We start from the raw sequence: 12703 nt of genomic DNA on the forward strand, positions 1-12703 counted from the left end.
ATGCAAAATAACAACCCCTGCGGATTAGATGGCTTTGCCTTTTTAGAGTTTTCAGGCCCTGATAGGAATAAATTACATCAGCAATTTTCTGAGATGGGGTTTCAGGCTGTTGCCCACCATAAAAATCAAGACATTACTCTTTTCAAACAAGGGGAAATACAATTTATAGTGAATGCGGCCTCCCATTGTCAGGCAGAAGCGCATGCTTCAACTCATGGTCCAGGCGCTTGTGCAATGGGCTTTAAAGTAAAAGATGCCAAAGCCGCTTTTCAACACGCTATCGCGCATGGCGGTATAGCATTTCAGGATGCACCTCATGCCAATCACGGCTTGCCAGCCATCCAGGCTATTGGTGGTAGTGTTATTTATTTTGTCGATGAAGAACACCAACCCTTCTCTCATGAATGGAATATTACCTCACCAGAACCCGTAGTTGGAAATGGTCTGACAGCAATCGACCATCTCACCCATAACGTTTATCGCGGTAATATGGATAAATGGGCCAGTTTCTATGCTTCCATTTTTAACTTCCAGGAAATTCGTTTTTTCAATATCAAAGGAAAAATGACAGGTTTGGTTAGTCGAGCATTAGGTAGCCCTTGTGGCAAAATCAAAATTCCTTTAAACGAATCCAAAGATGATTTATCACAAATTGAAGAGTTTCTTCATGAATATCATGGCGAGGGCATTCAACACATCGCTCTCAATACCAATGATATTTATAAAACAGTCAACGGCTTAAGAAAACAAGGGGTCAAATTCCTGGATGTGCCAGATACTTACTATGAGATGATTAATGACCGCCTCCCATGGCACAAGGAGCCACTGAATCAACTCCATGCTGAGAAAATTTTAATTGATGGAGAAGCAGATCCCAAAGACGGCTTGTTACTGCAAATATTTACTGAAAACATATTTGGACCAGTCTTTTTTGAAATTATTCAACGCAAAGGCAATCAGGGGTTTGGTGAAGGGAATTTCCAGGCTCTATTCGAAGCTATTGAAAGAGATCAAGTTCGACGTGGTACTTTAAAAGAATTAAGCTAGACAAACAGTTGAAATGTAATGATGCTGTTTTTCAGGCATAAGCCAGGAGATCTATATGAAACTCGCCAGTTTGAAATCAACTCGTTCCCGGGATGGAGAGCTTTGCATTGTCAACAGATTGCTGACCGCTGCAATACGCGTTCCTCATATCGCATCAACACTTCAATATGCCCTGGATCATTGGGATGTTGTTGAACCCAAATTACAACTGGTTTATCAACAGTTAAATGATAATCAAATCGAAGACGCCTTTGCGTTTGCTCCCGAGCTATGTGCCTCGCCATTACCCCGTGCTTATCAATGGGCCGATGGCAGTGCCTATGTAAACCATGTCGAATTGGTTCGTAAAGCCAGAGGAGCAGAAATGCCTGCTGATTTTTGGACCAATCCACTCATGTATCAAGGCGGATCTGATGCTTTTCTGGGGCCTCGTGATCCTATTTTGGTAAGCTCAGAAGCCTATGGAATTGACTTTGAATCCGAGGTGGCTGTTATCACTGATGATGTTCCCATGGGGATTGATCATACAAACGCTGCCCATCATATCAAACTGTTGATGTTGGTTAATGATGTCTCTCTACGCAATCTTATACCCGAGGAACTGGCAAAAGGGTTTGGGTTCTTCCAATCAAAACCTGCCAGCAGCTTCTCCCCGGTAGCGATAACCCCGGATGAGCTAGGTTCTTACTGGGATGGACAGCGTGTGAATTTGCCATTAATTAGCCATTTGAATGAACAGTTATTTGGTCAACCCAATGCCGGAGTTGATATGACCTTTTCTTTTCCAGAACTGATACAGCATGCGGCAAAAACAAGGTTTTTAACTGCAGGCACTATTATAGGTTCTGGAACAGTATCCAACCTCGACCGCAGCAAAGGCTCTTCTTGTATCGCTGAAAAGCGAATGCTGGAAATGATCGAATTCGGACAGGCAAAAACACCGTTTATGCGATTTGGTGACCGAATTCGCATAGAAATGCTCGATGGTCAAGGGTATTCCCTATTTGGCTCCATTGACCAAATAGTGACGAAATACGATAAGGACTCCTTATGATTTTGTATGATTATTTCCGCTCTACCGCATGCTATCGAGTAAGAATCGCTCTTAATTTAAAAAAAATTGCTTACGAAAAAATTGAAGTGCATCTGGTTAATAATGGTGGCGAGCAGCATAGCCTTCAGTATCATCAAATTAACCCTCAAGAACTTGTTCCTAGCCTTGACATCAATGGACAAATCCTGAGCCAATCAATGGCAATCATTGATTATTTGGAAGAAATCCATCCGGAAATGCCTTTGCTTCCTAAAGATCCTTTTATGAAAGCAACCCTAAAATCAATGGCTTTAATTGTTGCTTGTGATATGCACCCTCTTAATAATTTAAGAGTACTAAATCGCTTAAAAGAGCAATTTAATGCCAATGAAGAACAGGTACTGGAATGGTATCACCATTGGCTAAAAACAGGATTTGATGCTTTTGAGGAAAAACTTGGAGCTTTGGAGCGCGACAAGCCAGTCTGCTTTGGAAGTGAGGTTGGTCTGGCCGATGTCTGTTTGATCCCCCAAGTTTATAATGCTCACCGATTTCATTTTGATATGGCGAGTTACCCAATAATCAATGAAATTAATGAGTATTGTTTAACCCTACCGGCATTCCATGATGCAGCACCAGAAGCCATTTCATCTTAAAACCATGCTCTTCTCAACTCTACCGTGATTACGCCTTTAGGGGTTTTCTCCAACATACTCCAGGCTGTTTTACATCGTTGCAGGTAACCAATTAAAACATTTTGATTGCTGCAACGGTACCTTACAGGCATTGAATCATATTGTTCGTTAGAATTTATAGCCAAACAATACTCACCATTAACCAATTCAATAGCCCAGGGAAAAGCGCGAGACATATCTAAGGTCTTATGATATTCGTTATTCAAAGGTACCTCTACGTTAATTTGTACACTATCACCAACCCATGGCGATTGAGGACAAACAGCCTCCATTTTTTTACTACCTGCTTTTACAAAACAGGGATCGAATAATTGACCTTCCGCCTGACAACGCCACGCATCTTCGCGTATAATGATGTGGGATTGTTCATAACATTGGCCAGACATTATTTTTTTAATGACAGGTGGTGCTTGTTCAAAAACATCACCAAAAGGTCTGTATAATTTTAGAACAGTATCGCTGGCGCTGGCTAAAAAAGAAAAAAAACATAGCAATACGAGTAAAACTCTTTGCAGCATGGTGTTCCCCCACGGATTTTATTTAGTGTATCATCACATTTTAATTCAGGGTTTAGGAAATACTACAAACGGGAGAAAATCAATCCCTCGAAGGATTGGAATATTTCCTAAGCCCTGAATCAATCGTTTTCGATTTTGGAGTATATAATGACAGAAGTCTTTACTATAAAACAATGTCTCGACGGCGAAATCAGTATTGATGAAACCGTTACGGTAAGAGGATGGGTGAAAACTCGAAGAGATTCAAAAGCTGGCTTGTCTTTCATCAGCCTTCATGATGGCTCTTGCTTTTCTCCCATACAAATCGTCGCTACCGATCAGTTATCCAACTACCACAAAGAAGTAACAAAATTAACTGCTGGCTGTTCAATGATAGCGACTGGAAAATTGGTAGCATCACAAGGAAAAGGGCAATTTTTTGAAATCCAGGCCGAATCTATTGAAGTGGTGGGATGGGTTGAAAACCCAGACACATACCCTATTCAAGCCAAACGCCATACTCTTGAGTTTTTAAGAGAAGTGGCTCATCTGCGCCCCAGAACCAATACCATAAGCGCTGTCACCAGAGTACGTCATTCTTTGGCGCAAGCCATTCATCGTTTTTATCACGAACAAGGCTTTTTTTGGGTGCATACACCGATCATTACTGCCAGCGACTGTGAAGGAGCAGGAGAAATGTTCAGAGTATCTACTCTGGATTTATTAAATATCCCTAAGAATGATAAAGGACAAATCGATTTCAGTAAGGATTTTTTTGGCAGAGAAACGTTCTTAACTGTTTCTGGCCAACTAAATGTCGAAGCTTATTGTATGGCCATGTCTAAGGTCTACACTTTTGGACCAACATTTCGGGCTGAAAATTCGAATACAAGCCGACATTTGGCTGAATTCTGGATGATCGAACCAGAAATCGCTTTTGCAAATCTGGAAGACATTTGTAAACTCAGCCAAAATATGCTGCGTTATCTCTGTAAAACGGTTCTTGAAGAGCGTGCCGATGATATGGACTTTTTCAATCAATTTGTCGCCCCAGGTTGTATAGAACGTATGGAACATATTGCGGATTCTGAATTTGAAATTATGACCTATACTGATGCGATAAAAGCACTTGAGGCGAGTGACCAAAAATTTGAATTTCCAGTTAGCTGGGGGCTGGATCTGCAATCAGAGCATGAACGTTACCTGGCTGAAGTGCTTTGCAAAAAGCCTGTCATTGTGACAAATTACCCGCAAGAAATTAAGGGGTTTTACATGCGTCTTAATGACGATGGGAAAACGGTAGCCGCCATGGACGTTTTAGCTCCAGGCATCGGAGAGATTATCGGCGGCAGCCAACGCGAAGAGCGCTTGGAAATACTGGATAGACGCATGGACGAATGCAACCTGAATAAAGAACATTACCAATGGTATAGAGACTTGCGTCGTTATGGCACTGTTCCTCATGCCGGGTTTGGCTTGGGCTTTGAACGCCTTATCAGCTATGTTACAGGAGTATCCAATGTGCGAGATGTGATACCTTTCCCTCGCACACCAGGCCATGCCGATTATTAAATCGATAAGGCGCTTAAAGAATCTTCCTCAACTTCAGCTGTTTGTTGTTGAGGTTGATTCCCCTCAGACAGCAATCGACGTCTATTTCTTGGCGAAAAAATTTTTTCTAATATTTCATCCTCTGGGATACTTGCAAGCGGCCCTCCTGTATCCACTGTATCATACTGTTCCCTATTGAAATCAGGTCCAGGTAGAAATCCTTTGTTACTTGCCTGTTCTGAAGAAAGCACTTTTGAATTTTCGGTTGAGTAAGGATAAAAAATAGAAAAACTTCTTCTATGTGACTTTACAGGTAGACTACGCTCGGATTTTCTCAATGGTTGGGCTTTTTTTTCGTCCTCAACAGTGCTTGTCATTTCATTGATCTGAATTGTTTTATCTTTTTTTTCATCCATTGTTAACACTCCTTATCTTATTTTTATTCTCTCGCATACAAACTGCCTTCATGCAAAACAAGTACTCTATCCATACGTTCTGCAATCCGTTGATCATGAGTTACTATAACCAGGGCTGTATTCATTTTTTTATTAAGTTCCAACATCAAATCAAAAACTTTACTGGCCGTTGCCTCATCCAAATTTCCAGTCGGCTCATCAGCCAGAACACAATGTGGCTGATGCACCAAGGCTCTCGCTATGGCAACCCTTTGCCTTTCTCCTCCAGACAACTGAGCAGGCTTATGCGCTAATCGTGGTTTAAGCCCTACATGTTCCAGCATATTAATGGCTTTTTCTTCCGCATCTTTCACAGCCATACCCGCCAGTAATAACGGCATCATCACATTTTCAAGTGCCGTAAACTCGGGTAACAAATGGTGGAATTGATAAACAAATCCTAATTGTTGATTGCGCAATTGACAACGTTGTTTTTCATTTATTTTTTGCCAATTGACATTGCCAAGAGTAATCAGGCCGCTGGTTGGTTTATCCAGCCCCCCCAACAAATGCAAAAGGGTACTTTTTCCAGAACCTGATGGCCCGATAATAGCGATCCTGTCCCCTTTTGTTATGGCCAAGTCCACTCCTTTTAACACCTCAACTGTTGAAGTGCCATCATGGTAGGACTTATACAGTTTTTGACTGGTTAAAATGATGTCATTCATAATGCAAAGCCTCCGCGATGACTGTCTTTGATGCTCGCCAGGCAGGATAAATAGTTGCAGCAAAACTCATTAATAATGCCATAGCACAAACTTGCCACAGATCACGAAACATAATTTTAGAAGGCAAGTAATCAACAAAATAGATGCTTGAAGACAACACCTTCACCTGGAAAAAGGACTGCAATGCATTAACTATCTCCGTTGCATTATTGGCCAACACTAAACCTCCTAACAGCCCGAGAATTGTACCAACCAGACCAACCATCATTCCCTGTACAATAAAAACCCATAAAATGGTAGAAGGAGTAGCGCCAATAGTTCTTAAAATGGCAATTTCAGCTTGTTTGTCATTGACTACCATTACCAGAGAGGACACCAAATTAAAAGCAGCCACAGCAATAATAAGCAATAAAATCATAAACATCATCGTTTTTTCCATTTTAACTGCTTCAAAAAAAGCTCCAAATTGTTGGGTCCAATTGCCTACTTGATATCCTTCTCCCAAAAGATCGGATAATTCATAAGACAATTCAGGTGCTTTGTATACATTATTAATTTTCATTTTTATACCTGAAACGTCATTCTTATCCATTTGCATTAATTTTTGAGCATCTTCGATATTAATAAATGCCAATTTAGTATCGAAATTAAATCCTGTACCAGCAGAAAAAACACCTACAACGGTAAAGCGCTTGAATCGAGGGATCATACCGGCAGGAGTTACTGTTGCTTGCGGGATCATTATCGTAACCTTATCCCCAATCATCACTCCAAGGCTGTCCGCAAGACCTTTTCCGAGAATAATCCCAAAATGTTTCAGATTACTCATATTACCTGCCAGTAGTTTCTTATTGAGATGAGTTACTGATTGTTCTTTCTCTGGCAAAATACCGGTTAGAACGATAGGCAAAACCTGGCCTTCATGAGTTAATAATCCTTGACTTCCAACATAAGGCGCAATTGCCTTTATTCCAGGAATTGTTTCAACCTTTTTAACCACTTCAGGCCAATCACTTAATCGCTCATCAGGACCTGTTATGGTGATTTCAGGCGCCATCCCAAAAAAACGACGATGAATTTCCTGATCAAAACCATTCATCACTGATAAAACAGTGATTAAAACCATCACTCCCATGCCTATACCCAACATGGAACTTAAGGAAATAAAGGAAACAAAGTGATTTTTCTTACGTGAACGCGTATAACGTAATCCGATAAACAGAGCCAATGGTTTATACATAATCGTATTCAGCTGGATTAAAGTTAGTATTGTACAGTACTTATAGAAAAGGCCAAGATTGAAGCCTAAAGATTTTAAAGAACTTATTAATAATTCATCATCAGACAACCCACATAGTTATCCACAGAATCTGTGGATAACTAATAGCTAGGATTTCATAATCATGTGTTTTGGGGAAATCCTTTTTAAATAGTCATCTAGTAGACTTTGTTTTCTCAGCAAACGTATCTCAATTTTTTTATTCAAGATTACCAAACTTTCCTTCATAAAAATCGATAAAAGCTTGCTGAAGCTCTTCACGAGTATTCATAACAAAAGGTCCATGATGAGCTATAGGTTCTAACAAAGGTTCTGCACTCAGAACCAAAAGAATAGCATTTTTCCCTTCACTATTTATTTTGATTTTTCCTGCACTCAGTGAAAAAACGAGTAATTGATTCTCATGTGCGCTCTGGTTTTGGTTAATAGTAATTTTGCCTTCAAGCACCAAGATAGCTACATTATGATCACTTGGTAGTTCTAAAATAGCCTCACTCTGAGCAAGTAAACGTATATCAAATAAATTAATTGGTGTAAAAGTTTTGGCAGGGCCATGAACTCCGTCATAATTTCCAGCAATAATATTTAATAAACCTTGTTGATTTGAAAAATGATACAGCCCCATTTGTTGCTTGGTTAATGCTTGATAAGCTGGAGGAGTGTTTTTATAGAGCGCTGGTAAATTGACCCATAATTGTACCATTTGTAATAAACCACCTTGTTTCGCAAAATGTGTTGCATGATATTCTTTATGTAGGATTCCAGCCCCTGCTGTCATCCATTGAACATCTCCAGCTTCTATGATTCCGTGATTTCCATCACTATCATGATGAGCTACCGCACCTTTATAGGCAATAGTAACCGTTTCAAAACCACGATGTGGATGTGGGCCTACACCAAGAGGACTATCTGTTGGGGGAAAATAAAATGACGGATTATAATCCAACAAAACAAAAGGATTTAATCGTTTAGCCAAATCACTATCACCGGGAATAAAATTAATGACTCGAAAACCATCCCCTACCATATGAGTAGGGCCTGCCTTATAAATATTTTCGAGTTCTCGATATAAACTCATCGCCGACTCCTGATTATGCCATTTGAAACTGTAATAACTGTTGTATCTTTGCTTCTGCTTGATGTAAGGATTGAGTGCGAATCTCTTCTCCAACATTCACTCCTTCTGCTCGGATAAAGGTAATATCAGATATGCCAATAAAATTTAAAATTGAAGTTAAATAACGCTCCTGATGATCAAGATTTAGCGCAGGTTCCGCATTATAAAAACCACCACGGCTTGATAATATATAAGCCCTTTTTCCTGTTGCTAATCCTTGTACCTTACCATCCACATATTTAAAAGTTTTTCCCGCAATAACAATGCGATCAATCCAGGATTTTAATTGAGAGGGTATTGAAAAATTATACATAGGGGCTCCGATAACTAGTACAGAAGCACTTAATAATTCTGAGATTAATTGCATTGATAAATTCATTTCCTCCCTAATTTCAGCAGATATTTGTGTAGATGGTACCGAATTGGCAGCTAAAATTTTTTGCGATAAATGGTTAATAGGTTGGGCGTGTAAATCACGATAAACTACTTCCGTTTCAGGATAAATCTTTTGCCATCGACTAACAAAACTTCGGGTTAGCTGCCGTGAAACAGAGGTATTAGTTAATATACTTGAGTCAATAGCTAATAATTTCATTTTATCACTCCATATTTATTGATTCTATTATTAGCATATTATAAAGAACAATAAATAATAAGATGGCTTTTATATGACTCATTGTCCTATAAATAAAACCAATAAATGCTATAATTAGCAGATAACTAAACTTACACAAGTGTAAAAAATGTTACCTGATCTCAATGATTTGTATTTTTTCTATCTGGTTGTGGAGCAAAGAAGCTTTACTAAAGCAGGGCGGAGTATAGGTATTACAAAATCAAAAATCAGTCGACGGATTAGTGAATTAGAGTCTCGTTTAGGGGTGAGGTTATTGCATCGCTCCACAAGAAAACTCGCGTTGACTGATATTGGACAAATTTTTTATCAACATTGCAAAGCTATGGTTGACGAGGCTCAATCTGCGCAAGAAGCAATTGAGTTAGTGCAGAGCAAACCACGAGGGCGTATTCGTGTCACCTGTCCTGCATTGTTTGCACAATCGACTTTTACCGATATTATTACCCGATTTATGCAACAATATCAGGAAGTGACTATTGTTTTAAATGCCACAGATCGCCCTGTGGATCTGTTCCAGGAAGGATTTGATGTCGCAATTCGTTTTCAAGCTAATACCTTTGAAGATTCAACTTTAGTCGTACGCAAACTGGGGCTTAGTTTTAGCTCGTTGATTGCTAGTCCCACTTATCTAAATCATCATGGAACCCCTCAAACACCACAAGATTTGGTCAATCATGCTTGTTTTGCTAAAACACGCAATGAAGGAATGAGCCAATTTTTATTAACTCATAACGATGGTCGTCAAATTTCTGTGCATTTTCAGCCAATTTTAGAAAGTAACGAATGGCTGGTTCTAAAACAAGCGGCATTATCACATCTTGGAATAACAATGATGCCTCAAGAAATTTGTCGCAAAGAAATTGATTCTGGGTTATTAGTTCCGATATTGACAGAATGGTCTTTGCCAAAGGCAAGCCTTTATATAATCTATCCCTCTCGTCGGGGTTTGATACCAGCCATACGATCTTTTATTGATTTTGTAGCCGAAGAATTAATTAATAATTGTACCAACATTAGGCTTAAGTAATTTAAACACATCAAATTTTGGTGCCCAGGGCCGGAATCGAACCGGCATGGTGTTACCACCGAGGGATTTTAAGTCCCTTGCGTCTACCTGTTTCGCCACCTGGGCATTCACTGTTTTTTTAATGGAGGCTGAGGCCGGAATCGAACCGGCGTACACGGCTTTGCAGGCCGCTGCATGACCACTCTGCCACACAGCCTCAAATCTATATACTTCGCTATTGCTCTAAAAAAAAAGCGACTTCGATGTCGCTTAAATTTGGAGCGGGAAACGAGACTCGAACTCGCGACCCTAACCTTGGCAAGGTTATGCTCTACCAACTGAGCTATTCCCGCGTCTCTACGGGATGAGATTCTACCGAAAATAAATACCCTGTCAACAGCAAAATTAACTTTTTTTCATTAACTCTGGCCAAGCAATAGCCAAATAAATCACCATGGACCAAATCGTCAAAATAGCAGACACATAAAGAAGAACAAACCCTAAGCTCCCCCACCAAGAAACAAGGGGATTAAATGCCAGCAATAATACCAAAGCGATCATTTGCAAAGAAGTTTTAACTTTCCCTATATACCCAACGGCAACACTAGCACGACGTCCAACTTCAGCCATCCACTCGCGCAAAGCTGAAATCACGATTTCTCGTCCAACGATTACGATTGCAGGTATAGTGATATAATCTATATCTTTCGCTCCAACTAACAATAACAAGCTTGTCGATACCAATAATTTATCGGCGACGGGATCAAGAAAAGCTCCAAAATGAGACATCATTTCAAGTTTGCGCGCCAAATAACCGTCTAACCAATCAGTAATGCTTGCAATAGCAAAAAGAACCGCAGCGGTAGGATGAGCCCATTTGAAAGGAAAATAAAATACCATAATAAATACTGGAATGATCGAAATCCGCATTAAGGTTAATATATTAGGCAAACTGGTTAACGTACTCACTGCTGAACATCCCCCTTTTTTATGCTTCCGGCAACATCAGATAAGCTGACAATAGCTTATAATCATCAAATACAGCCAAAGCACCTGCTGCCTTAAGCGCATCCTCTTGCTGATGGTAAAAATCCATGCCTATAGCATTAACATTGATTCTTTTTGCCATTTCCATATCCGTTGTAGAATCACCTATCATCAAAGTTGATGAAGGATCTCTCCCGAATTCCTCCATGATTTCCTCAAGCATTTGCGGACAAGGTTTTGCCGGTACTTGTCCAGCAGAGCGTGTCACTTTAAACAATTGATCAAGCTCAGTTGCCTGCAGAGCACGGATTAGAGAATTGTGGCCTTTATTTGTCGCGATGGCCAAATCGACCTTTGCTTGATGAAGTTGTTGGATAAATTCTAATACTCCAGGTATTAAACGCACTTCTGTTGGCCGTGAAATCATTGCGGATTGCACCGCCTGTAACAGATCTTCCTGCTGCCCGGCAGTTAGATTGGGCAATGTTTTTTTTACTGCCTGAACCAATCCTAAGTCTACATATTTTCTTGCTTGATATGGGTCAATATCACCAAAGCCCAACATTTTAGCTTCAGTAGCAACAGTATGTAAAATAACTCCCAATGTATCAGCAATCGTGCCTTCCCAATCAAAAATTACTAATTGATATGCACTACTCATAGCTCAATAGGCTCCTTGCACGCAGTTGCTTTAAAGTATTTCCAAATCCATCGTCTACATCAGCTTGAAATACATGCATTACCCCATTCAGATTGAATTGAATAGACCTTGCATGCAGATAAAGACGATTCTGTTGATAATCTATACCTTCCACCTCACCCACCTTAGCGCCGTATTTCTCATCACCAACAATGACATGACCAAAGTAAGCGCTATGAACACGAATTTGATGTGTCCGTCCTGTTTTAGGAGAAGCCTCCACCCAACAGGCCTGATGATAATTTTCCAGCAATTTAAAATCTGTTTCTGATGCCTTACCATCTTTTTGAACGGAAACAACCCTTTCTCCGGATTTCAATGTGTTCTTCTCGAGAGGAGCTGTAATTGTAATTTTCTTTTTACCGTCCCAACGATGCGTTAATAAAGCCCAATAAATTTTCTGCACTTCGCGGGCTTCCAGTAATGCTTGAATGGCTCGTAACGTGCTTCTTTTTTTGGCTAATAAAAGACAACCGGAAGTCTCTCTATCCAATCGATGTACCAATTCCAAATAGGATAAATCGTGCCTTGTCTTTCTTAATGCTTCAATAACCCCCAGGCTTAAACCACTGCCACCATGTACTGCAATACCTGCTGGTTTATTAATTACCAACAAGGAAGAATCTTCAAAAATGATACTATCCTTCAAGCGTTTTGCCAAATTATCGCTTACAAAAATTTCTTTAGAATCAGTCATTCGAATTGGCGGTATTCTTATACTGTCCCCAATTTGTAAACGACTGCTAGCTTGAGCTCTTTTTTTATTAATCCGAACTTCGCCGCCACGAATAATCCTGTAGATATGGCTTTTAGGAACTCCTTTTAAAATGCGAATCAGATAATTATCCAAACGCTGGCCATTCTCTTCGGAGCCAATTTCTTTATAACTTACTTCACTCATTGTCAATAAACCTGTTTTCTGAGCGTGATTTTTTTGATATGATTAGATATCGTACGGGAAAATCCCTGTACGACCGAATTATAACGTATAAATAGAAAAATAGTTTAATAATCGATTCATAATCGATAAA

General features: G+C 39.8%; 14 protein-coding genes and 3 tRNA genes. 5 read left to right on the top strand and 12 right to left on the bottom strand.

The genetic code is table 11. The features are described from left to right. Genes hppD through maiA form a run of 3 tightly spaced genes read left to right on the top strand, consistent with a single transcriptional unit; the run spans position 1 to position 2736 of the window. Entirely contained in the window at positions 1-1047 is a 1047-nt protein-coding gene (gene hppD, locus LPG_RS11450) for a 4-hydroxyphenylpyruvate dioxygenase (protein WP_011216180.1), read from the top strand. Positions 1048-1102: 55 nt separating this feature from the next. Beyond that, positions 1103-2101, top strand: a complete 999-nt coding sequence (locus LPG_RS11455) for a fumarylacetoacetate hydrolase family protein (protein WP_010947988.1) — start codon at positions 1103-1105, stop codon at positions 2099-2101. Further along, positions 2098-2736 (top strand): maleylacetoacetate isomerase, encoded by a 639-nt coding sequence (gene maiA, locus LPG_RS11460; protein ID WP_010947989.1) that lies wholly within the window; start codon positions 2098-2100, stop codon positions 2734-2736. The genes LPG_RS11455 and maiA overlap by 4 nt, the downstream gene beginning before the upstream one ends. Here the strand turns inward: maiA and LPG_RS11465 are convergent. Beyond that, on the bottom strand, positions 2733-3293 hold the full coding sequence (locus LPG_RS11465) for a hypothetical protein (RefSeq protein ID WP_010947990.1): 561 nt from the start codon (positions 3291-3293) through the stop codon (positions 2733-2735). The genes maiA and LPG_RS11465 overlap by 4 nt on opposite strands. 147 nt (positions 3294-3440) lie before the next feature. On the opposite strand from LPG_RS11465, the gene asnS reads away from it, so the two are divergent. Then, the gene (gene asnS, locus LPG_RS11470) at positions 3441-4844 is read left to right on the top strand and encodes an asparagine--tRNA ligase (RefSeq protein WP_010947991.1); all 1404 of its coding nucleotides are present in this window, start codon (positions 3441-3443) and stop codon (positions 4842-4844) included. Here the strand turns inward: asnS and LPG_RS11475 are convergent. The 5 genes from LPG_RS11475 to LPG_RS11495 all read right to left on the bottom strand — a co-directional run bounded on the left by LPG_RS11475 (position 4841) and on the right by LPG_RS11495 (position 8937). After that, positions 4841-5239 (bottom strand): hypothetical protein, encoded by a 399-nt coding sequence (locus LPG_RS11475; RefSeq protein ID WP_010947992.1) that lies wholly within the window; start codon positions 5237-5239, stop codon positions 4841-4843. The genes asnS and LPG_RS11475 overlap by 4 nt on opposite strands. 23 nt (positions 5240-5262) lie before the next feature. Continuing rightward, the gene (lolD, locus tag LPG_RS11480; protein WP_010947993.1) at positions 5263-5946 is read right to left on the bottom strand and encodes a lipoprotein-releasing ABC transporter ATP-binding protein LolD; all 684 of its coding nucleotides are present in this window, start codon (positions 5944-5946) and stop codon (positions 5263-5265) included. Further along, a complete protein-coding gene (locus LPG_RS11485) occupies positions 5939-7186 on the bottom strand; it encodes a lipoprotein-releasing ABC transporter permease subunit (protein ID WP_025862413.1) in 1248 nt (415 codons plus the stop codon). Before LPG_RS11485 ends, lolD begins: the two co-directional genes overlap by 8 nt. Positions 7187-7424: 238 nt before the next feature. After that, the gene (locus tag LPG_RS11490; RefSeq protein WP_015444152.1) at positions 7425-8303 is read right to left on the bottom strand and encodes a pirin family protein; all 879 of its coding nucleotides are present in this window, start codon (positions 8301-8303) and stop codon (positions 7425-7427) included. Positions 8304-8316: 13 nt separating this feature from the next. After that, positions 8317-8937 (bottom strand): FMN-dependent NADH-azoreductase, encoded by a 621-nt coding sequence (locus LPG_RS11495; RefSeq protein ID WP_010947996.1) that lies wholly within the window; start codon positions 8935-8937, stop codon positions 8317-8319. Between the two features lie 148 nt (positions 8938-9085). Between LPG_RS11495 and LPG_RS11500 the strand changes: the two genes are divergently transcribed. After that, complete coding sequence (locus LPG_RS11500) at positions 9086-10006, top strand: LysR substrate-binding domain-containing protein (protein WP_010947997.1); 921 nt, start codon at positions 9086-9088, stop codon at positions 10004-10006. Positions 10007-10024: 18 nt separating this feature from the next. Here the strand turns inward: LPG_RS11500 and LPG_RS11505 are convergent. The 6 genes from LPG_RS11505 to LPG_RS11530 form a co-directional block, all read right to left on the bottom strand. Then, a tRNA-Leu gene (locus LPG_RS11505) sits at positions 10025-10111 on the bottom strand. A gap of 17 nt (positions 10112-10128) precedes the next feature. Next, a tRNA-Cys gene (locus tag LPG_RS11510) sits at positions 10129-10202 on the bottom strand. 60 nt (positions 10203-10262) lie between these two features. Further along, a tRNA-Gly gene (locus LPG_RS11515) sits at positions 10263-10338 on the bottom strand. 52 nt (positions 10339-10390) lie between these two features. Beyond that, a complete protein-coding gene (pgsA, locus tag LPG_RS11520) occupies positions 10391-10954 on the bottom strand; it encodes a CDP-diacylglycerol--glycerol-3-phosphate 3-phosphatidyltransferase (protein WP_010947999.1) in 564 nt (187 codons plus the stop codon). A gap of 19 nt (positions 10955-10973) precedes the next feature. Further along, positions 10974-11633, bottom strand: a complete 660-nt coding sequence (locus LPG_RS11525; protein ID WP_010948000.1) for an HAD family hydrolase — start codon at positions 11631-11633, stop codon at positions 10974-10976. Continuing rightward, on the bottom strand, positions 11626-12573 hold the full coding sequence (locus tag LPG_RS11530; protein WP_015444151.1) for an RluA family pseudouridine synthase: 948 nt from the start codon (positions 12571-12573) through the stop codon (positions 11626-11628). The genes LPG_RS11525 and LPG_RS11530 overlap by 8 nt, the downstream gene beginning before the upstream one ends. Positions 12574-12703: the final 130 nt, after the last annotated feature.

It is taken from the genome of Legionella pneumophila subsp. pneumophila str. Philadelphia 1, from assembly GCF_000008485.1.
In the GTDB taxonomy this organism is placed as follows: domain Bacteria; phylum Pseudomonadota; class Gammaproteobacteria; order Legionellales; family Legionellaceae; genus Legionella; species Legionella pneumophila.